Consider the following 20,361-nt stretch of genomic DNA (forward strand, 5'->3'; position numbering starts at 1 on the left):
TCCGACTGACTACAATTCTGTAGACGGTCTACGTCACTGTAGACGATCGCGGAGTGAGGAAGGTTCCCATGACCGAGGCAAGGGACGAACGGCGACCGGCGGGTGAACTGGAGGCGGCCGTGCTGGCCGCCCTGTGGACCGCGGGCACCCCGCTCACCCCGGCCCAGGTCCAGGCGGAACTCGCCTCCGACCTGGCCCGCACGACGGTGACCACGATCCTGTCCCGGCTGCACGAGAAGGGAACGCTCGAACGGGAGCGCCAGGGGCGCGGCTTCGCCTACCGGCCCATAGAGGACCCGCACGGCCTGACCGCCCTGCGCATGCACGGCGAACTCGACCGCGACAGCGACCGGGCGACGGTCCTGGCCCGTTTCGTCGACCGGCTCAGCCCCGACGACGAGGAGGTCCTGCGTCAGCTCCTCGAGGACGGCCCCCGATGATCACGCTGTTGCTGGTCCCGTTGCTGCTGCCCTGGGCCGCCCCCGCCCTGGCCCGCCGGGTGCCCGCCCACTGTTCCCCGTCCGCCGCCCTGTGGGCCCTGACCGTCTCGGCCGTCCTCCTCGCGGGCGGCAGCGTGGCGGCGCTGGGCACCCTCACCCTGACCGGTCTGCTCAAGATCCCGGCCTTCGCCGCGCTGGGCGAGCTGGTCCACCCGCTGCCCACCCCCTCGGCCTGGGTGCTGCTGCCGCTCGCCGCGCTCGCCGCCGGACTGCTGACCCTGGCCGCCCTCACGCTGGTGCTGTCCCTCGTACGCCAGAGCGCGGGCCTGCGCACGGCACGCGCCGCAGCCGACCGCCGGCCCGCCGCGGGTGACCTGTGCGTCATCGACTCCCCGCGCCCCGACGCCTACGCGCTCCCGGGGCGCCCGCACCGCATCGTCGTCACCACCGCCATGCTGCGCAGCCTCGACGCCTCCGAGCGTGAGGCGCTCTTCGCGCACGAGCGGGCCCACAACACCGGCGGCCACCACTGGTTCCTGGCGGTGGCCGAGCTCACCGCCCACTGCCACCCGGCCCTGCGCCCGGTCCGGGACGCCATCCGGCTCGCCGTCGAGCGGGCCGCCGACGAAGCCGCGGCCGGCACCGTGGGCGACCGGCGCCTGACCGCGCGGGCCATCGCCCGCGCGGCACTGGCCACGAACGGCAGGGAGGCCACCCGGCCGACGGTCACACCCGCCGCGACCACGGGGCCGGTGCCCCAGCGGGTGGCCGCTCTCATGGCTCCCGCCCGGCCCACGCGACACGCCGTGCCGTGGATCGCCGCGTTGCTGGCCGCATGCGCCGTACTGTCCTGCGCCACGGCGGCCACGGGGGCGGTCCGTGTCCATGAGGACATCGAGATTGCCCAGGGCGAGACGGGCGGCTGAGGGCGGACCGAGAGGGCGGATAACCGGGGGGCGGATACCGAAGGCCGGATGCCAAGGGGCCGCCCCGCCGCAAGGACTGCGGCGTCAGGTCTCGTCCAGCCTCCGGACGTCCTCCTCGGTCCACGTCCGCGTGTCCCGCGGTTCGGTGTACGGCTCCTTGTCCGGGGGCAACCCGCCGACGATCGCCCGCTGCCGGACGCTCTCCGCGTCGAACTCCAGGCCGAGCAGGATGGCCAGGTTGCTGATCCACAGCCACACGAGGAAGACGATGACGCCGGCCATGGTGCCGTAGGTCTTGTTGTACGAGGCGAAGTTGGCCACGTAGAACGCGAAGCCGGCGGAGGCGACCATCCAGATCAGCAGGGCCAGGAGGCTGCCCGGGGTGATCCACCGGAAGCCCTTGACCTTGGCGTTGGGGGTGGCCCAGTACAGGATGGCGATCATGAGGGTGACCAGGACGACGAGGACCGGCCACTTGGCGATCGCCCACACCGTCAGTGCCGCGTCGCCGATCCCCAGGGCGGTCCCGGCCTGGCGGGCGATGCCGCCGGTGAAGACGACGATCAGGGCGCTGGCCACGGCGAGGATCATCAGCACGACCGTGAGCGCGACCCGCAGAGGCAGGATCTTCCAGACCGGGCGCCCCTCGGGCATGTCGTACACCCTGTTGGCGGTCCGGATGAATGCCGCGATGTAGCCGGAGGCGGACCAGACCGCCAGCACCAGGCCCACGATCGCCATGAGGGAGCCGGTGCCGGCGTTGCCCTGGAGCTGCTCGACGGCCCGGGTGATGATGTCGCGGGCCGAGCCGGGGGTGAGCTGCCTGAGGTTGTCGAGCACCTTGTCGGTGGCCGACTTGCCGGTCAGGCCCAGCAGGGACACCAGGACCAGCAGAGCCGGGAACAGCGACAGCACCCCGTAGTACGTGAGGGCGGCCGCGCGGTCGGTCAGCTCGTCGTCCTTGAACTCGCGCACGGCCCCTTTGAAGACCCCGCCCCAGGCTTGTCTGGGCAGCCGGGCCGGCGTGTCGGGTGCCTCGCGCTCCACCTCGGGCCCCGGACCGGCCTCCTCGGGCGCCGGGGTCCTTCGGCCCTCAGGCTCGGTCTCGGTGTCGGTCTCGTCGTGATGCGCCTTGTGTCCTGGAAGATGCAGCCTCGCCATGCCCGTCGGGTAACCCCGTCGCCCCGGCCTACGCGTCGAATCGCCGTTCTTCCGAAGGGGCGGGTGGGGGTCGTCCTCCGAGGGAACGGCCGCGGGTCGTCCCGACGATCACGCCGAGCCCGGAATCACCGCACCGCGCCCCCGCACCTCACCCCCGGACCGGGCCCCGAGCCCGTCACCGTCGCCCCCGCGAACCCCCAGCCGGTCGGTCAGCAGACCCGCCATGGCGCGCACTCCGTGGCCGATGGCCCGCTCGTCGGCGGCGAAGTCGGGGCTGTGCGGGGCGCCGTCCATCCCCGCCTCGGCGTTCGCGACACCGAGATAGAGCTGTGCGCCCGGCGCCTCCTGGAGGAACAGGGCGAAGTCCTCGCAGTTGAAGGGCCAGGACGCCCGGGCCCACACGACGGACTCGGGTCCCAGGGCCGCGCTCAGGTACCGGCCGGCGGCCGTGCTGAGGTCCGTCGAGTTCACCATGGCGGGGAACGGGTCACCGGGGCACTCGACGTGTCCGCCCGCGGCCTCGACCAGCCGTTTGACCTGCCCGCGCAGCTCCAGAAGCCGTTCCTGCGGCCAGACCCGCAGCAGTACGTTGGCGACGGGTCGCCCGTCGGGAGCCTGCTCGGTCCACTGGGTGAGGCACACGGACTCCTGGATCGACGCGGCGCTCTCGGGGTCCAGCAACGAGTGGAAAACTCCCTGGTACTCGGCCAGGCTCCGCGGGTATCCGACCGTGCCGAACTCTCCCACCTCGGCCGCGAGTTCCGTGAGGGCCGCGGCAGCGGAGCCGGCCTCGTCGCCGCCCGGCAGCGTGATCCGGAGGTGGTCGAGTCCGGGCAGGCCGTATCCCGGGGAGACTCCGATGGTGCCGACCGGGAACGGGCTGCAATGCAGCGCATAGAACTCGCGCGGCGCGAGGCTCTGCACCAGGCCGGTGTCCAGCATCGCGCGTGCGCCCCGCAGGGACTCCTCGGCCGGCTGGAAGACGAACACCAGCCGGCCGCGCACCGGATCGGAGCCCTGGGCCAGTGCCCGGGCGACGCCGACGCCGATCGCGGTGTGCAGGTCGTGCCCGCACAGGTGCGCGACGCCGCGGACCCGGGAGGCGAAGCCCTCGTCGAAAGCCCGGTCGGACCGCGGGAAGGGCAGTGCGCTCGTCCGCGTGTCGACGGCGTCCATGTCCGCGCGGTACGCCACGGTCGGACCGTCCGCGGAACCGTCGAGCACCGCCACGACGCCGTGGCCGCCGACGCCGGTCGTCACCTCCAGCCCGGCCTCGCGCAGGTGTTGCGCGACCAGCCCCGCCGTCTCCCGCTCCTCGCCCGCGAGTTCGGGGCGGCGGTGGATCTCCCGGCGGAGCTCGATCAGTCCTTCGTCGAGATTCGTCATCGGCACATGGTGCGCACGAACTCCGGTCCGGCGCACCAGAAATTCAGCCCGTCCCCCACGTCACGGCGAGGTCAGCTGTCGTAGTCGACCGTCAGCGTCTCCGAGACGGGGAAGGACTGGCAGGTCAGGACATAGCCCGCGTCGACCTCGGCCGGCTCCAGGGCGTAGTTGCGGCGCATGTCCGCCTCGCCCTCGGTGACCAGGGCGCGGCAGGTGCCGCAGACTCCGCCCTTGCAGGCGAAGGGCAGGTCGGGGCGGGTCTTCTGGGCGCCGTCCAGGATGCTGCGGCCGCGGGAGAGGGCGCCGGTGGTGGAGCGGCCGTCGAGGGTGATGGTGACCTGGCTGACGGGGCCCTCGGTGGCAGCGTCCTCGTGGCGGACCTCGCGCACCGGCTCGTCGTCGGCGTAGAAGAGCTCCTGGTGGACCCGGTCGGCGGGGACCTTGAGGCCGGTGAGCACGCGCAGCGCGTCGCGGACCATGCCGTGCGGGCCGCACAGCCACCAGTGGTCGGCCGAACCGACGTCCACCAGCGCCTCGACGAGCGCGGTGAGCCGCTCGGCGTCCAGGCGGCCGGAGAGCACCTCGGCCTCGCGCGGCTCGCGGGAGAGGACGTGGGCGAGCTGGAAGCGGGTGGGGTGGAGGTCCTTGAGATCGGCGAGTTCGTCGGCGAACATCACCGAGTCGGTGCGGCGGTTGCCGTAGAAGAGGGTGACCCGGGAGCGGTCGTCGGCGGCGAGGACCGATTCGGCGATGGACAGCATCGGGGTGATGCCCGAGCCGGCGGCGATCAGGACATGGTGACCGGGCGTGGCGAGGTCGGGGGTGAAGGCGCCGGTGGGTGCCATCACCTCGACGACGTCTCCGGGCGCGACCTCGTGCACCAGCCAGGACGAGAACAGACCGCCGGGCACCTCCCGCACACCGATGCGGGGCGGGGTGCCGGCCGGGGCGCAGATGGAGTACGACCGTCGCTCGTCCCGCCCGTCGACGCGGCGGCGCAGGGTGAGCGACTGTCCGGGGGCGAAGGCGAACTCCTCGGACAGTTCGTCGGGGATCTCGAAGGCGACGGTGGCCGCGTCCTCGCAGAGCCGCCGCACCTCGGCCACCCGCAGCGCGTGGAACGCGGGCCGACGGCGGGGTGCCCGGGCCGGGGCGGGGCTCAACAGGTCCTCCATCAGATCTCCTTGACGTACTCGAACGGCTCGCGGCAGGCGCGGCAGCGCCACAGGGCCTTGCAGGAGGTGGCCCCGAACCGGGAGGTCTCCTCGGTGTCCGCCGAACCGCAGAGCGGACAGGCCACCTCGCGCCGGGTCGGGGACAGCAGCAGCGGTACCGGGCCGGGCGTGGGCCGGGGTGCGGGGCCGGGCGGGGCGATGCCGTGCTCGGCGAGCTTGCGGCGCCCGTCGGGGCTGATCCAGTCGGTGGTCCAGGGCGGGTCCAGCAGGGTGCGGATCTCCACGCGCGCGTACCCGGCGTCCGTCAGCCGGGCGGCCACCGCGGCACGCATCTCGGCCATCGCCGGGCAGCCGGAGTAGGTCGGGGTGAGGGTCGCGACGACCGTCCCGTCCGCCCCGACCTCGACGTCACGCAGCACCCCGAGGTCGGCCAGGGTGAGCATGGGCAGTTCGGGGTCCGGGACCCGCGAGGCGATCTGCCTGGCGCGCCCGACGTCGGTCAAGGCGATCGACGCGGTTGACGCGGTTGACGCGGTCACCATGTCGCCCCCGGGTGAGCCCTGGCCACGGACTGCAACTCGGCCAGCAGCGGCGCGAGATGCTCGGTGTGGCGTCCCTCGCGGCCCCGTCCGGGCAGCGGCTGCCAGGCGGGCATGCTCAGTCCGGCCGCCTCCGTCACCTGGCCGAGCACGGCGACCACCTCGTCCCGCACGTCGAACGCCGAGAACAACTCGCCCAGGTAGGGGGCGACTTGGCCGAGCGCGGCCTGAGTGCGGCGCCGTGACTCCTCGGTGCCGTCACCGAGCCGTACGGCCCATTCGGCGGCCCACTGCCGGTGGTAGGCCAGCTCCTTGACGCCCTTGGCGGCGACGGCGGCGAGCACCGGGTCCGGATCCCCCGTCAGCCGCTCGAAGTGCGCGAGCCGCCAGCTGGACAGCACCAGCAGCCGTACGACACTGAACGCGAAGTCGCCGTTGGGCAGTTCGGCGAGGCGTACGTTGCGGAACTCGTCGGGGTCGCGGAAGTACGCGTAGGCGTCCTCGCCCCGGCCGGAACCGTCGGCCTGGCCGCAGCGGGCGTACAGCAGGCGGGCCTGGCCGAGGAGGTCGAGGCCGATGTTGGCCAGGGCCACCTCCTCCTCCAGTTCGGGCGCGCGCGTGGTCCACTCGGCGAGCCGCTGCGCCGAGACGAGGGCGTCGTCGCCGAGCGCGAGGCAGCGTGCGGCGAGGTCGTCCCGGTCGACACCGGCCGGGACGGTGGTGTCGACACCGTGCAGGGGGTCCTCGAAGCCGGTGCCGAACGCCCACCGGGCGTCGCTGTCGTCGTGTCCCTCGGCGAGGGTCATGTAGACGTGGTCGTCACTCATGCCTGTTCCTCGATGCGGGACTAGATGTGCGGGACGTCGTCGGGGATGTCGTAGAAGGTGGGGTGGCGGTACACCTTGTCGGCGCTGGGCTCGAAGAAGGGGTCCTTCTCGTCGCGGGTGGAGGCCGCGATGTGCTCCGAGCGCACGGCCCAGATGCTCACTCCCTCGTTGCGCCGCGTGTACAGGTCACGGGCGTGGCTGAGGGCCATGCGGTCGTCGGCCGCGTGCAGCGAGCCCACGTGGACGTGGTTCAGCCCGCGCTTGCCGCGCACGAAGATCTCGTACAGCGGCCAGTCGGCCCTGGTCGCCTGCTCGTCGCTCATACCGCCGCTCCTTCGTGCGCGCCCGTCCGTCGCTCGGCCGCGGGGGTCTGCCGCCCGGCCGCGCGTGCCTGCTGTTTCGCCGCGTGGGCCGCGGCCGCCTGCCGTACCCAGGCGCCGTCCTCGTGGGCGCTGCGGCGCCGTTCGACGCGCTGCGCGTTGCACGGTCCGCCGCCCTTGATGACCCGCATCAGCTCGTCCCAGTCGGGGGTGCCGAAGTCGTGCCGGCCGCGTTCCCCGTTCCACCGCAGCTCCGGGTCGGGCAGGGTCACCCCGAGCTTCTCGGCCTGCGGCACGGTCATGTCGACGAAGCGCTGGCGCAGTTCGTCGTTGCTGTGCCGCTTGATCTTCCACGCCATGGAGGCCGCCGAGTTGGGGGAGTTGTCGTCGGGCGGGCCGAACATCATGAGGGACGGCCACCACCAGCGGTTCACCGCGTCCTGGACCATCTCCCGCTGGGCGTCGGTGCCGCGCATCATGGTCATCAGCAGTTCGTAGCCCTGCCGTTGGTGGAAGGACTCCTCCTTGCAGATCCGCACCATCGCGCGCGCGTAAGGGCCGTAGGAACTGCGGCACAGCGGCACCTGGTTGCAGATGGCGGCGCCGTCCACGAACCAGCCGATCACTCCGACGTCGGCGAAGGTCGGCGTTGGGTAGTTGAAGATCGAAGAGTACTTCTGACGGCCCGCGATCAGCCGCTCGGTGAGGTCCGCGCGGTCCGCGCCGAGGGTCTCGGCGGCCGAGTACAGGTACAGGCCGTGGCCGGCCTCGTCCTGGACCTTCGCGAAAAGGATCGCCTTGCGGCGCAGCGAGGGTGCGCGGGTGATCCACTCGCCCTCCGGCTGCATGCCGATGATCTCCGAGTGGGCGTGCTGGGCGATCTGCCGGATCAGCGTGTTGCGGTAGCCGTCGGGCATCCAGTCGCGTGGCTCGATGCGCTGGTCACGGGCGATCGTCGCGTCGAAGTGCCTGTGGAGCTCCGGTTCGGCGGGCCCCGCCGGACCGGCCTGTGCGTCTGTCATGGACTCTCCCCAACCGACCGTTCGTTCGGCCAATTCTACGATGGTTTCCGCCGGTCCACCAGTGCCTCCGGTGACCTGCACAGAGGGCACCCCACCGGCGCGGACACCCCCGGCACCGCCCGCTCGGCCCCTCTCAGACGCGTTCCACCAGCATCGCGACACCCTGCCCCACGCCGACGCACAGGGTGGCGAGTCCCCTGCGGGCGTCCTCCCGTTCCAGGCGGCCCAGCAGGGTGAGCAGGATGCGCGCACCCGAGCAGCCGAGGGGATGCCCCAGGGCGATGGCACCGCCGTCGGCGTTGACCTTCTCCTCGTCCGGCTTCAGGCGGCGGATGACGGCGAGAGCCTGTGCGGCGAACGCCTCGTTCAGCTCGATCGCGCCCAGGTCCGCGACCTGCCACCCGGCTCGGGCGAGGGCTTTCTCGGTGGCGGGCACCGGTCCGAGGCCCATGAGGTTCGGCTGGACGCCGGCCGAGGCGGAGGTGACGATCCGGGCGCGCGGGACGAGCCCGTACCGCTCCACCGCCGCCGCGCTCGCCACCACCAGCGCGGCCGCCCCGTCGGACAGCGGCGAGGAGGAGCCCGCGGTCACGATGCCGTCCGCGCGGAAGACGGTGCGCAGCGTGCCCAGCTTCTCCGGCGTGGTGCCGGGGCGCGGACCCTCGTCCCGGGTGACCTCGCCGTCCTTCACCGGGACCGGCACGATCTCCCGGTCGAAGTGCCCGGCCGCCTGGGCCGCGAGGGCCCGCTGGTGGCTGCGCAGGGCGAAGGCGTCGGAGTCGGCACGGGTGATGCCGTCGAGCGCGGCGACCTCCTCGGCGGTCTCGCCCATCGAGAGGGTCACCTTCGACGCCTCGGGTCCGGCGTCCGCCGGCACCGCCCGGTCGGCGGCCGTGAAGCGCGGGTTGGTGAAGCGCCAGCCCAGCGAGGTGTCGTGCACCTCCCCCGGCTTGGCCCAGGGGGTGCCGGGCTTCGCCATCACCCACGGGGCCCTGGTCATCGACTCCACTCCCCCGGCGACGACCAGCTCCGCCTCCCCGGCGCGGATCGTCTGGGCGGCGGAGGCGACCGCGGTCAGGCCCGAGGCGCAGAGCCGGTTGACGGTGTAGCCGGGCACGGTGTGCGGGAGTCCGGCCAGCAGCACCGCCATGCGGGCCACGTCCCGGTTGTCCTCGCCGGCCTGGTTGGCGGCGCCCAGGATCACCTCGTCCACGGCTTCGGCGGGCGCCCCGGAGCGTCGCAGCGCCTCCCCCACGACGAGAGCGGCCAGGTCGTCGGGACGCACGGCGGCCAGGGCACCGCCGTAGCGGCCCTGCGGGGTGCGGGCGCCGTCGATCAGATAGACCTCGTCGGGCATGGGCGGACTCCTCTGCATGGACCGTGCCGCACGCTAACCGAATGTTCGGTCGGGTGACAAGATGGTGCACATGAGTGCCCTCGTCTCCGGCCGGAACGGCATCCACGCCACGACCGTTCTGCCAGGTGACGCGGTGATCGTCAGGTTCCGCGGGTGCAGCCGCCGTACCGCTTCGAGGATCGAGGAGTCGCAGCCATGACCAGCGAGCGCAAGACCCCGGCCACGTCCCCCGCCCGCCGGGGGGAGCCTCTTCCCGACCACCTGCTCGACGACGGCGAGCGCCTGTCCCCCGACGAGCTGCGCGCCCTTCAGCTGAGCCGGCTGCGCACGACCCTGCGGCACGCCTACGACAACGTCGAGTCGTACCGGAAGAAGTTCGACGAGGCCGGCCTCGCCCCCGAGGACTGCCGGACGCTCGACGACCTGGCCCGCTTCCCTTTCACCACGAAGGCCGATCTGCGCGACACCTACCCGTTCGGCATGTTCGCCGTCCCCATGGACCAGGTCCGCCGCGTCCACGCCTCCAGCGGCACCACCGGCCGCCCCACCGTGGTCGGTTACACCGAGAACGACCTGTCGATGTGGGCCGACATGGTCGCCCGCTCGATCCGCGCCGCGGGCGGCCGTCCCGGCCACAAGGTGCACATCTCCTACGGCTACGGCCTGTTCACCGGCGGCCTGGGCGCCCACTACGGGGCCGAGCGGGCCGGCTGCACCGTGATCCCCGCCTCGGGCGGGATGACCGCGCGCCAGGTGCAGATCATCCAGGACTTCAGGCCCGAGATCATCATGGTCACTCCGTCCTACATGCTCACCCTGCTCGACGAGTTCGAGCGGCAGGGGGTCGACCCGCGGTCCACCTCGCTGCGGGTGGGCCTCTTCGGCGCCGAGCCGTGGACGGAGGAGATGCGGCGGGAGATCGAGGAGCGCATGGACCTCCACGCCGTCGACATATACGGCCTGTCCGAGGTGATCGGCCCCGGTGTCGCCCAGGAGTGCGTGGAGACCAAGGACGGTCTGCACGTGTGGGAGGACCACTTCTACCCCGAGGTCGTCGACCCGATCACCGGGGAGAGCCTGCCCGAGGGCGAGGAGGGCGAGCTGGTCTTCACCTCGCTCACCAAGGAGGCGCTGCCCATCGTCCGTTACCGCACCCGGGACCTGACCCGGCTGCTGCCCGGCACCGCACGGCCCGCGTTCCGCCGTATCGAGAAGATCACCGGCCGCAGCGACGACATGGTCATCCTGCGCGGGGTGAACGTCTTCCCGAGCCAGATCGAGGAGATCGTGCTGCGCACCCCGGGAGTCGCCCCGCACTTCCGGATCGAGCTGACGCGGCGCGAGCGGCTGGACCACATGACCGTCCGCGTAGAGGCCCGCCCCGGCACCGCCGACGACGCGCGGGAGGCCGCCGCACGTTCGATCGCCCAGGGCGTCAAGGACGGGGTGGGGATCACCGTGGACGTCGCGATCGTCGACCCGGACACCCTGGAGCGTTCCCTCGGCAAACTGCGTCGCGTCAAGGACCTCCGCAAGGCCTGACCGGCCCGACCCGCGGGCCTGCGGCGCACCAACTCCCGGCAGGAAACGGCAAAGACAAGGAGAGTGCTCTCCTTGCCTGTCTCAAGTTATAGCGCACAGGGGGGCTTGCGGCAAGGCCCCGGGTACGGCGCAGAATCTTCCGCCGAGGCCACAACCTGCGGAAACGAGGGCACTACGTGCGGGTGACAACGCGACGGATCACGACTGTCCCGGGGGGAACGCGATGAGCGAGCGGTACGTGTCGGCTCTTCAGGAGACCGACCGGAGCCAGGTCGCGTTGGTGGGCGGCAAGGGAGCGCATCTGGGGGACCTTTCGCGGATCGAGGGCGCGCGGGTGCCGGCCGGCTTCTGTGTGACGACGGACGCCTTCCGGCGGTTCATGGCCGGAGGACCGTCGCTCGGCGGTCAGCTCGACCGGCTGGCGGACGCGGACCCCGACGACCGCGCGGCGATCCGCACGCTCAGCGCGGGAATCCGCCGGACCGTCGAGGAGATCGACGTCCCGGACGACATCGCGGGCGCGATCACCGGCGCGCTCGCCCGGCTCGGCGAGCAGGAGGCCTGCGCGGTCCGCTCCAGCGCGACGGCGGAGGACCTGCCGTCCGCCTCCTTCGCCGGCCAGCAGGACACCTACCTGAACGTCGTCGGGCCCGCGGAGATCCTCCGGCACGTCCGCCGGTGCTGGGCGTCCCTGTTCACGGAGCGGGCCGTGACCTACCGCCGGCGCAACGGCATCGACCACCGTGCGGTCCACATGGCGGTGGTCGTGCAGAAGATGGTCTTCCCGCAGGCGTCCGGCATCCTCTTCACGGCCGACCCCGTCACCGGCAACCGGAGGGTGGCCACCGTGGACGCCGGCTTCGGCCTCGGCGAGGTGCTGGTCTCCGGCCTGGTGAACCCGGACGTCTTCAAGGTGCGCGACGGTGAGGTGGTCGCCAGGACGATCGCCGCCAAGCAGCGTGCCGTACTCGCCCTGCCGGACGGCGGCACGCAGGAGACGGCCGTCGACGCGGCACTCCAGGAGCAGCCCGCGCTGACGGACGCCCAGGCGGTCGAGCTCGTACGGCTCGGGCGGGTCGTCGAAGCCCACTTCGGCCGCCCCCAGGACATCGAGTGGTGCCTGGCCGACGACGGCTTCCACCTCGTGCAGAGCCGGCCGGTCACCACGCTGTTCCCCGTCCCGGCCAGTGACGACCGGGAGAACCACATCTACGTCTCCGTCGGCCATCAGCAGATGATGACCGACGCCATGAAGCCGCTGGGGCTGTCCACATGGCGACGGACGGCCATGGTGCCGATGGCGGAGGCGGGCGGAAGGCTGTTCGTCGACGTCACCCGGCGGCTGGCCGCGCCCGCGAGCCGGGCCGCGCTCCTGGACCTCATGGGGAAGGGTGACCCGCTGGTCAGGGACGCGCTGGAGAGCGTCCTGGACCGCGACGACTTCGTCCTGCCGCTCCCGGACACCGGTCCGGACGCCGGTCCGGAGGGAGCGCGGCCCCGCGCGGCCTCCGCCCCCACACCCACCGCCGCGTCCACGTCCACGTCCACTGCGGAGCCCGCCTCCGCCCCGGCACCCGCACCCGCACCCGCACCGATCCCGACCGATCCGGCGATCGTGACGGGGCTGATCGAACGCAGTGAGGCCTCCGTCGCCGCCCTGGAGCGGGACATCCGGACGAAGTCGGGGCCGGAGCTGTTCGACTTCCTGCGGGAGGCCTTCGTGGAGCACAAGCGGGTCCTCGCCGACCCGCAGAACCTCCCGGTGATCATGGCGGGCATGGAGGCCACGTGGTGGCTCAACGAGAAGCTGTACGAGTGGCTGGGCGAGAAGAACGCGGCGGACACGCTCACCCTGTCCGCCCCCGACAACATCACCTCGGAGATGGGCCTGGCACTGCTCGACGTCGCGGACGTGGTCCGGGCGCGTCCGGAGGTGGTCGAGTTCCTCCAGGGCGTCGAGGACGAGGGCTTCCTGGACGAGCTGCCGAAGCTCCCGGGCGGCACCGAGGCCCGCGACGCCGTCGAGGCCTACCTCGACCGCTACGGCATGCGCTGTGTCGGCGAGATCGACATCACGAGGCCGCGCTGGCGTGAGCGGCCCACCACGCTCGTGCCCGTGATCCTCGACAACGTCAGAAACTTCGAACCGGGCGCCGCCCGGCGGCGTTTCGAGGAGGGCCGACTGAAGGCCGAGCGGAAGGAACACGAGGTGCTGTCCCGGCTGCGGACACTGCCGGACGGGGAGCGGAAGGCCGAGGAGACCAAGCGGATGATCGACCGGGTCCGCACCTTCATCGGGTACCGGGAGTATCCGAAGTACAACATCATCAGCCGCTACTTCGTCTACAAGCAGGCGCTGACGGCCGAGGCCGAGCGGCTGGTGCGGGCGGGTGTGCTGGCCGAGCGGGACGACTGCTTCTATCTCACCCTCGAGGAGTTCGAGGCCGCGGTGCGCTCGAACGAGGTGGACCACGCGTTGATCGAGGAGCGCAAGGAGGCCTTCCGGACGTACCAGGCGCTCACCCCGCCCCGGGTGCTGACCTCGGACGGCGAGGCCGTCAGCGGGGCGTACCGGCGTGACGACGTGCCGGAGGGCTCGCTCGCCGGTCTGGCAGTGTCCGCCGGGACGGTCGAGGGCCGGGCCCGTGTCGTCCTCGACATGGCGGACGCCGATCTGGAGGCGGGCGACATCCTGGTCACGTCCTTCACCGATCCCAGCTGGTCACCGCTGTTCGTCGGCATCGCGGGCCTGGTGACGGAGGTGGGCGGGCTGATGACCCACGGGGCGGTCGTCGCCCGCGAGTACGGCCTGCCCGCGGTGGTCGGCGTCGAGGGGGCCACCCGGCTGATCCGGGACGGCCAACGGATCCGCGTGCACGGCACCGACGGGTATGTAGAGATCCTGTCCTGACCTGATGTCAGACCCCTGTGGGAGCGTGGTGGGTGGAGGCCGGCGCGTCGCGCCGGCCGGGTCAGCCACCGTGGGCGCCTGGTCGAGGGGGCCGTGCCGTGAAGGACGTCGACACCCAGTTCCTGCGCGGCCTGTTCGACGAGGAAGGCGGCCTGCACGCGGCGGGCCGCACCGCCCTGTACCGCCTCTACGGCCTCGAAGGGCTGCTGTACGTCGGCATCACCACCAGCCCGCTCACCCGTATCCGCACCCATCTGCGAGAGCAGCCCTGGGGTCCGCGCGTCATCGCCGTCCGCATCGACTACCCCGACCACGCGGAGGCCGCCGAGCGCGACACCGTCCAGGCCGAACGCCCCTTGTACAACGTGGTCTTCAACGGGACGGTCCCTCCCCCGCCGCCCGACCCGGTCGCCCGGCTGAGGGCCCGGCTCTCGGCACAGCGGCGGCGGCTGGCGGATTTCGAGGCGGCCGTACCGGAGTCCACGACGCATCTGCGGCTCCTCGTCCGGGGCATCGCCTCGGCGAAGGCGGCGATCGCGGGACTCACCGAGGAGATCGCGGCGGCGGAAGCAGCTTGGCCCAGGCCGGACGGGCGGGCCGGACCGTGACTGCGGCAGTCGGTCCCGGGTGACGCCGACGAGGGCCGACCGCTCGCGCGGTCGGCCCTCGTCTTCTGCTACGGCCCTCAGCCGCACGTCAGGGTAGGTGCCCCCCAGTCGCCGTGGTCGTTGCCGTTGCCGTCACCGGCGTCGCCGACCTTGAGGTCGACCACCTGGGCGCCGCTGACGTCGACGTCGATCGGCACGGCGGCCTGTCTGCCGCGGATCGTCGGCGTGGTCACGAGGGTCTTGCCGTCGGCGACCACGGAGAACGTGACGGTTCCCGCCCCGCCCGTCTCGTCGTCGACGCCCACGTCCGCCGTCAAGCGTGTGCATTTTCCGGCGAGATAGAGCTGGACGTCGCTGAGCGAGTTGGTGCCGAGGCCCTTGGCGTAGGTCACGCCGGCGATGCTGATCGTGCGGCCGTCCCCGGCCGCCTGCTCGCCGACGCTGCTGTCCCGCTCGACCGGCCCCCAGCCGTTGGTCGAGGACAGGAAGGGCAGGTCGCTCACCGCGTCCTTCCCGGCCGGTGGAGCCGGTGGGATGCCGCCGACGATCCGTTCGTCGGTGCCGGTGGCCGGCCGTCCGTCCTGCACGTAGCGCACGGTGGTGGTGAGCGCCGAGGCGGAGGGCAGATCCCCCGTCGGCGGCCGGACCTTCCAGGTGACGGTCGCCGAGGCGCCGGGTCGCAGGCGCTTGAGGGAGGTCGGACCGGTGGCGCTGACGTTCCAGCCGTCGGGGGCGGAGAGCGCGGCCGTCAGGTCGGAGGCCTGACGGCCGCCCTTCGGCACCGTGACAGTGGTGGCAGCCGTGAAGGCCTCTCCCGGCTGGGCGGTGTCGGGCACGGCCAGGGTGACGCCGACTCCCGGCCGCTTGGGCATCGCGTACGTCCGGGCGTCGTAGCGCGGGCTGTCGTTCTGCGCGACCCGCAGGGAGGACGCATAGCTGCCGTAGTCGGTCAGCGCGACCTTGCCGAGGCCGCCGGTGCTGCCGTCCAGGTTCCAGACGGCGATGGCGATGCTGTTGCGGCCGTTGGGGTTCAGGATGCCGTTGGGGACGGGGAAGCTGTGCTGCGGGCCGAGGTAGTTGACGTAGTTGCCGACCTGCCAGCCGTTCACGAAGAGCGTGGCCCGGTACTTGCGTGCGGGGTCGTCGGTGAACGTCAGGCCGAGCGAGGTGTCCTGGCCGCGCGGCAGGTCCAGGCTGACGTCGGTGCGGTACCAGGAGACGCCGGGGCGGGTGTCGGTCGTCGGCAGGGAGACCCGGTTCCACTTGGCGTCCGGGTAACCGGGCAGGGACCAGCCCGCCCGCTCTCCGTACAGACCGCCGGTCGAGAGCGGGCCGCGCACGGTGTCCTGGAGGTCCTCACCGCCGCGTACGCCCTGGAGGCGCCAGGTGACGGAGGTCAGCGGGGCTCCGACCAGAGAAGCGCTGGTGAGGCCGCGCGCGGTCTTGTTGCCGTTGGTGGAATTGTAGTCCTCTTCGTGGCCCATGTTGACGGTGAGCACGGAGAGGACGTTGTCGCCGTCGGACCTGACCGAGCCGGCCGGGAAGGCGAAATCGGCGCTGCCGGTGGTGGAACTGCCGAGGAAGGTGCCGTTGAGCCAGGCGGAGAACGCCTGGGCGCCGCCGCCGGAGTCGGACACCAGGTGGACGCCGGTCTCCTTGCCGGAGGCGTGGAAGCGGCCGCGGTACCAGGTGTTGCCGGTGTGGAAGCCGTAGTCGTCGGCGTAGAGGACCGGCAGCTTGTTGACACCGGAGACGCTGTTGGTGGTCGTCCTGTCGGCCACCTGCCAGCTGGCGTCGTCGAAGCCGGGGGCGGCTTCGGGGGACTCCTCGGCGTGCTTCCAGTTCGTCAACGCGGGCAGACGGATGGCGGCGGCGGTGGGGATCTCCCCCGTGAGGCTTCGGCCGGTCCCCGTCTTCACCGGTCGGCCGTTCCAGGTGACGCGGGCCGCGGAGGTGAACACCTCGATGTTCTTGTCGTCGGCGTTGTCGCCGGTGAGTGCCACGGTGCGGCCCTTGTCGAGGCTGGTGGCCGTGCGCAGCAGGTGGGTGCCGCGGACCAGGACCGGGCCGGTCGCGGTGTCCTGACGCCAGAAGGTCTTCGCCGTGGCCTTGTCGCCCACGAGGAGCAGCAGCGGGCGCTGTCCGGCGGCGGTGACGCTGATGCGGATCAGGCCCTTGTGGGTGTAGTTCAGGCGCAGATCGCCGGTGGTGGCGTCCCACGTGGTGGCGACGGTACCGCCGGTGGCGGTCACCGTCGGCTCGGACGCGTAGCGCAGGACGGTCTCGCCGTCGCTGTCCGGGTCGCCGTAGAGGACGGCGAGGTCCCGGTCGCCGATGGTCGCGTCGGTCATGAGCTCGGAGGTCGAGTACTGCAACTGGGCTTCGCCCAGGCGGTAGTCGGCGACGATGACGTGGGAGTCGCGGCCGTCGAGGGTGATCGCGGTGCCGGGCTGCTGGGGCACGACCGGGTAGGTCGGCTGCCCGGCGGCGGTCCCGGTCGGCACGTCGATGGCGTCCACGGCCACGTAGTTGTCGGTGGAGCCCGAGCCGTGGGTGCCGGTGACGACGATCTTCAGCGTGTGCGCGCCGGGCGCCAGGCCGGTCCTCTGGAAGACCACCGCCTGGCTCTCGCTGCCGGAGTCGTCGACGGTGGCGACCTTGGTGCCGTCGAGGTAGACGTCGGCGTTGCCGTGGTTGTTCGTCTTGGAGCCGATCCAGCGGATCGCGGTGCCGTCGAAGGGGACGGTGAGGGAGTCACCGGCCGTGCTGGAGAACGACTCGGTGTGCTTGTAGTCACCCCCGGTGTAGCTCGTGTCGTGCACGTGCGACCAGGAACCGGCGTACTGGAGCGCGGAGTCGGGGTTGTCCCAGGTGTAGGTGGTGTCCCCGGCGGGCTGGGCGTTGAAGTCGAGCGAGATGTGGGTCCTGTCCACCGCCGTGGACGTGGAGTTGCCGTGCCGCAGCACGTGGAACTGCGTCCTGGTGTCGGGGTTCATCCGGGCGGTGTCGACGATCGCGGAGTCGTCCGGGGGCGTGGCCCTGATCGCGTCCGTCTTCGTCAGCGGGGCCACCGCCTGGGTGAAGTACCCGATCAGCTTGTCCTCGTCGTACTTCGGATCGAGCTGGCGGGTCTCGCGGATCGCGGCTCCGTAGTCGTACGACGTGTAGTTCTGGGGCATGCTCAGCCAGCCCCAGTTGGTGCCGCCGTACGTCATGTAGAAGCTCTGCGCGGTCGCGCCGACGGCGATGTTCTGCTTGTAGAAGACGTCGGCGAACTGGTCGTTGATCAGCTGGGCGCACTTGTCGTAGCCGGGGCCGCCCCAGGGGTCGAAGGCGCCGCCCTGGAACTCCGGGGAGTACAGGGGTTTTCCGGCCGGGTGGTCGTAGCTGATGTCGGGGACGCCGTTCCACTTCGTGGGGTTGGAGCAGTCGAAGCCCTGCGGGTAGGAGTCCGGGCCGTCCACGTCGAGGGCGCCGTCGCCGGAGTTGAAGGTGCCGTTGTTGTTGCCGGTCAGCGGCACGGTGATGCCGTCGGCGCGGGCCTTGTCCTCCAGGTGCTTCATGTAGGAGCGGGCGGAGGCGGAGCCGTTGTAGTACTCGTTCTCGACCTGGTAGGCGATGACCGACCCGGTGCCGTTGGTGAGCTGGTGCCGGGCGATGACGCGGTCGATCTGCGTCAGCCACTCGTCGGCGTACTTCAGGAAGCGCGGGTCGTCGCTGCGGTTGTTCTCCGCCTTGGTGGTCAGCCAGCCGGGCAGGCCGCCGCTGTCGACCTCGGCGTTGATGTAGGGCGCGGGGCGGGCGATGACGTAGAGGCCTGCCTCCTCGGCCATGTCGAGGAGCTTGTCGACATCGCGGACGCCGGTGAAGTCGTACACGCCCGGCTTGGGCGAGTGGTATCCCCAGTCGAAGTACAGGGAGGTGGAGTTGAAGCCGGCGGCCTTCATCTTCTGGAAGATGTCGCGCCACAGGTCGGGACTCGGGAGCCGGAAGTAGTGGAACTCGCCGGACCAGAGGTAGGTGCGCCTGCCGTCGACGAGGAACGAGTAGCCGTCGTAACTCACCGTGTGAGGCGTCGCGTCGGGGGCGGGTGCGGTGGCCGTCGGCGGCCCCTGCGCCTCCTGCGCCTGCGCCGCGGCCGGCGCGACCATGCCCGTCGCCAGGGCGATGGTCGCGGCGGTCGCGAGGACCGCCCTCCACCACCGGCGGCGTCCGGGTCCGGCTGTCTCCGAATCGATCCGATCACTCCGCACTGCGGCCTCCCTACGGCCTGGGCAACAGCATCAAACAGACTCAGGCAAAGTCGAACAGTAGGGCGGCAGTTGACTCAACACAACGGTCCGGAACATGACAATGACTTTGCCCGTCCCGCCCGGACTCACCGCCCTGCGGGGCAGCCCTGTACCGGATGTCCGTTCCGGCAAGTAGGGTCCGACAGCGTGAGACTCGCGATCTTCGATCTGGACGGCACCCTGGTCGACCGCAACGGCGCCTTCGCCGATGCCGTCACCAGCCTCAGCGGCGACCACGGATACGGTCCGGAGATCGAGCAGTGGCTGCTGACCGAGCTGGCCGACCACGCCGAGCGCGGCGACTTCGAACGGCTGCGCGCCGCCTTCCCGGTCCGGGAGAGCGCCGACCACCTGTGGCGCGTCTACATCGACCGCATGGCGTCCTCGGTGCACTGCCGGCCCGCCGTCCTCGGCAGCCTGGAGCGGCTCAAGGCCGCGGGCTGGAGCGTCGGTGTCGCCACGAACGGCGCCAGCGACATCCAGCGGGCCAAGATCCAGGCCACCGGGCTCGCCGACCTGATCGACGGGATCGCCGCGTCCGGCGACGTCGACATCCGCAAACCCGACCCGCGCCTGTTCGAACTGGCCGCCGCGCGCTGCGGGACACAGCTCAGCCCCGGCGACTGGATGACCGGCGACAACCCCGAGACCGACATCGTCGGCGGCCACGAGGCGGGGCTGCGCACCATCTGGGTCACCGGCCGGCCCTGGCCCGAGGGGCTGCTGACCCCGCACCACACGGTCCAGGACGTCGTCGCCGCGATCGACTACCTGTTGGAGGAGGACGCGGCGTAGTGCCCCCCAGGCTCGGAGGACGCGGCGTCGCACCCCGGGGCCCCGGGTCCGGAGGTTCCGGCGTCGCACCCCCCGGTCCGGAGGTTCCGGCGTAGCACCCCCGGGGTCTCGGCCTCGATCCCCTACGACTCGGCGCCGCTCCCCCGCCCCGGTTCCGTACGCTGGCACGCATGCGTACGCGTCCCACGCTCCACTGGACCCCGCCCGCGGACCTGCCGCCGGGCACCACCGATCTGCGGCCCGTGGTCGACGTGCTGAGCGCGGGCCGGGTGCTGGTGATCACCGGGGCGGGCATCTCCACGGAGTCGGGCATCCCCGCCTACCGGGGCGCGGGCGGCAGCCTGAGCCGGCACACGCCGATGACGTACCAGGACTTCACCGGCTCCCCGCAGGCGCGGCGACGATACTGGGCGCGCAGCCACCTGGGCTGGCGCACCTTCGGCCGCGCCCGCCCCAACACCGGGCACCGTGCGGTCGCCGCGTTCACCCGGCACGGTCTGCTGTCGGGCGTGATCACCCAGAACGTCGACGGACTGCACCAGGCCGCCGGCAGCGAGGACGTCGTGGAACTGCACGGGAGCCTGGCGCGGGTCCGCTGCCTGGACTGCGCCGCCATGACCTCCCGTCACGACCTCGCCGTACGGCTGGAGGCAGCCAACACGGGCTTCGCACCGGTGGCCGCGGGGATCAACCCGGACGGCGACGCCGACCTCACCGACGAGCAGGTCGCCGGCTTCCGCGTCGTGCCCTGCGGGGCCTGCGGCGGGGTCCTCAAGCCCGACGTCGTCTTCTTCGGCGAGTCCGTGCCCGTCCAGCGGATCGAGCGGTGCCGCCGACTGGTCCACGAGGCGGGGTCGCTGCTGGTCCTGGGTTCCTCCCTCACCGTGATGTCCGGGCTCCGGTTCGTCCGCCAGGCGGCCCAGGCCGACAAGCCGGTCCTCATCGTCAACCGGGACCCCACCCGCGGTGACGCCCTCGCGCACACCCGCGTCGGCCTGCCGCTGGGCACCGCCCTGTCGACGGTCGCGGACCGGCTGGGTCTCTGAGCGGGCCCCACGGC

16 protein-coding genes are annotated in these 20,361 nt (G+C 72.0%); 7 read left to right on the forward strand and 9 right to left on the reverse strand.

The genetic code is table 11. The features are described 5' to 3' along the window. The first annotated feature begins 68 nt into the window (after window positions 1-68). Window positions 69-440 (forward strand): BlaI/MecI/CopY family transcriptional regulator, encoded by a 372-nt coding sequence (locus tag H295_RS0106820; RefSeq protein ID WP_020134591.1) that lies wholly within the window; start codon window positions 69-71, stop codon window positions 438-440. Beyond that, window positions 437-1,366: a M56 family metallopeptidase gene (locus H295_RS0106825; RefSeq protein WP_020134592.1), complete on the forward strand. Its 930-nt coding sequence runs from the start codon at window positions 437-439 to the stop codon at window positions 1,364-1,366. The genes H295_RS0106820 and H295_RS0106825 overlap by 4 nt, the downstream gene beginning before the upstream one ends. A gap of 84 nt (window positions 1,367-1,450) precedes the next feature. Here the strand turns inward: H295_RS0106825 and H295_RS0106830 are convergent, their stop codons facing one another. From H295_RS0106830 to H295_RS0106865, 8 genes are all read right to left on the reverse strand, one after another. Then, on the reverse strand, window positions 1,451-2,527 hold the full coding sequence (locus H295_RS0106830; RefSeq protein WP_020134593.1) for a YihY/virulence factor BrkB family protein: 1,077 nt from the start codon (window positions 2,525-2,527) through the stop codon (window positions 1,451-1,453). A gap of 108 nt (window positions 2,528-2,635) precedes the next feature. Beyond that, window positions 2,636-3,913: a M20 metallopeptidase family protein gene (locus tag H295_RS42855; protein WP_020134594.1), complete on the reverse strand. Its 1,278-nt coding sequence runs from the start codon at window positions 3,911-3,913 to the stop codon at window positions 2,636-2,638. Between the two features lie 71 nt (window positions 3,914-3,984). Further along, entirely contained in the window at window positions 3,985-5,088 is a 1,104-nt protein-coding gene (gene paaE, locus H295_RS0106840; RefSeq protein WP_020134595.1) for a 1,2-phenylacetyl-CoA epoxidase subunit PaaE, read from the reverse strand. Next, window positions 5,088-5,630: a 1,2-phenylacetyl-CoA epoxidase subunit PaaD gene (gene paaD, locus H295_RS0106845; RefSeq protein WP_051135515.1), complete on the reverse strand. Its 543-nt coding sequence runs from the start codon at window positions 5,628-5,630 to the stop codon at window positions 5,088-5,090. Before paaD ends, paaE begins: the two co-directional genes overlap by 1 nt. Further along, the gene (gene paaC, locus H295_RS0106850) at window positions 5,624-6,454 is read right to left on the reverse strand and encodes a 1,2-phenylacetyl-CoA epoxidase subunit PaaC (RefSeq protein ID WP_020134597.1); all 831 of its coding nucleotides are present in this window, start codon (window positions 6,452-6,454) and stop codon (window positions 5,624-5,626) included. The genes paaD and paaC overlap by 7 nt, the downstream gene beginning before the upstream one ends. A 20-nt stretch (window positions 6,455-6,474) precedes the next feature. Further along, window positions 6,475-6,777 carry a 1,2-phenylacetyl-CoA epoxidase subunit PaaB gene (paaB, locus tag H295_RS0106855; RefSeq protein ID WP_020134598.1) on the reverse strand — a complete coding sequence of 101 codons (303 nt, stop codon included), beginning with the start codon at window positions 6,775-6,777 and terminating at the stop codon, window positions 6,475-6,477. Beyond that, the gene (paaA, locus tag H295_RS0106860) at window positions 6,774-7,796 is read right to left on the reverse strand and encodes a 1,2-phenylacetyl-CoA epoxidase subunit PaaA (protein ID WP_020134599.1); all 1,023 of its coding nucleotides are present in this window, start codon (window positions 7,794-7,796) and stop codon (window positions 6,774-6,776) included. Before paaA ends, paaB begins: the two co-directional genes overlap by 4 nt. A gap of 133 nt (window positions 7,797-7,929) precedes the next feature. Next, window positions 7,930-9,153, reverse strand: coding sequence for a thiolase family protein (locus H295_RS0106865; RefSeq protein WP_020134600.1), 1,224 nt, complete (start codon window positions 9,151-9,153; stop codon window positions 7,930-7,932). A 195-nt stretch (window positions 9,154-9,348) separates the two neighbouring features. On the opposite strand from H295_RS0106865, the gene paaK reads away from it, so the two are divergent. The 3 genes from paaK (at window position 9,349) to H295_RS0106880 (ending at window position 14,214) form a co-directional block, all read left to right on the forward strand. Continuing rightward, window positions 9,349-10,695 (forward strand): phenylacetate--CoA ligase PaaK, encoded by a 1,347-nt coding sequence (gene paaK, locus H295_RS0106870; protein WP_020134601.1) that lies wholly within the window; start codon window positions 9,349-9,351, stop codon window positions 10,693-10,695. 223 nt (window positions 10,696-10,918) lie between these two features. Continuing rightward, the gene (rph, locus tag H295_RS0106875) at window positions 10,919-13,606 is read left to right on the forward strand and encodes a rifamycin-inactivating phosphotransferase (RefSeq protein ID WP_020134602.1); all 2,688 of its coding nucleotides are present in this window, start codon (window positions 10,919-10,921) and stop codon (window positions 13,604-13,606) included. 98 nt (window positions 13,607-13,704) lie between these two features. Continuing rightward, a complete protein-coding gene (locus H295_RS0106880; protein WP_020134603.1) occupies window positions 13,705-14,214 on the forward strand; it encodes a GIY-YIG nuclease family protein in 510 nt (169 codons plus the stop codon). A 77-nt stretch (window positions 14,215-14,291) separates the two neighbouring features. Here the strand turns inward: H295_RS0106880 and H295_RS0106885 are convergent, their stop codons facing one another. Further along, entirely contained in the window at window positions 14,292-18,467 is a 4,176-nt protein-coding gene (locus H295_RS0106885; protein WP_020134604.1) for a beta-galactosidase, read from the reverse strand. Window positions 18,468-18,653: 186 nt separating this feature from the next. Here H295_RS0106885 and H295_RS0106890 point away from each other — a divergent pair, with 186 nt between their 5' ends. Next, window positions 18,654-19,301, forward strand: a complete 648-nt coding sequence (locus tag H295_RS0106890; RefSeq protein ID WP_020134605.1) for an HAD family hydrolase — start codon at window positions 18,654-18,656, stop codon at window positions 19,299-19,301. Window positions 19,302-19,471: 170 nt separating this feature from the next. Further along, window positions 19,472-20,347, forward strand: coding sequence for an NAD-dependent protein deacetylase (locus H295_RS0106895; RefSeq protein ID WP_020134606.1), 876 nt, complete (start codon window positions 19,472-19,474; stop codon window positions 20,345-20,347). The last annotated feature ends 14 nt before the right edge of the window (window positions 20,348-20,361 follow it).

The organism is Streptomyces sp. 351MFTsu5.1 (assembly GCF_000383655.1).
Taxonomy (GTDB): Bacteria; Actinomycetota; Actinomycetes; order Streptomycetales; family Streptomycetaceae; genus Streptomyces; species Streptomyces griseorubiginosus.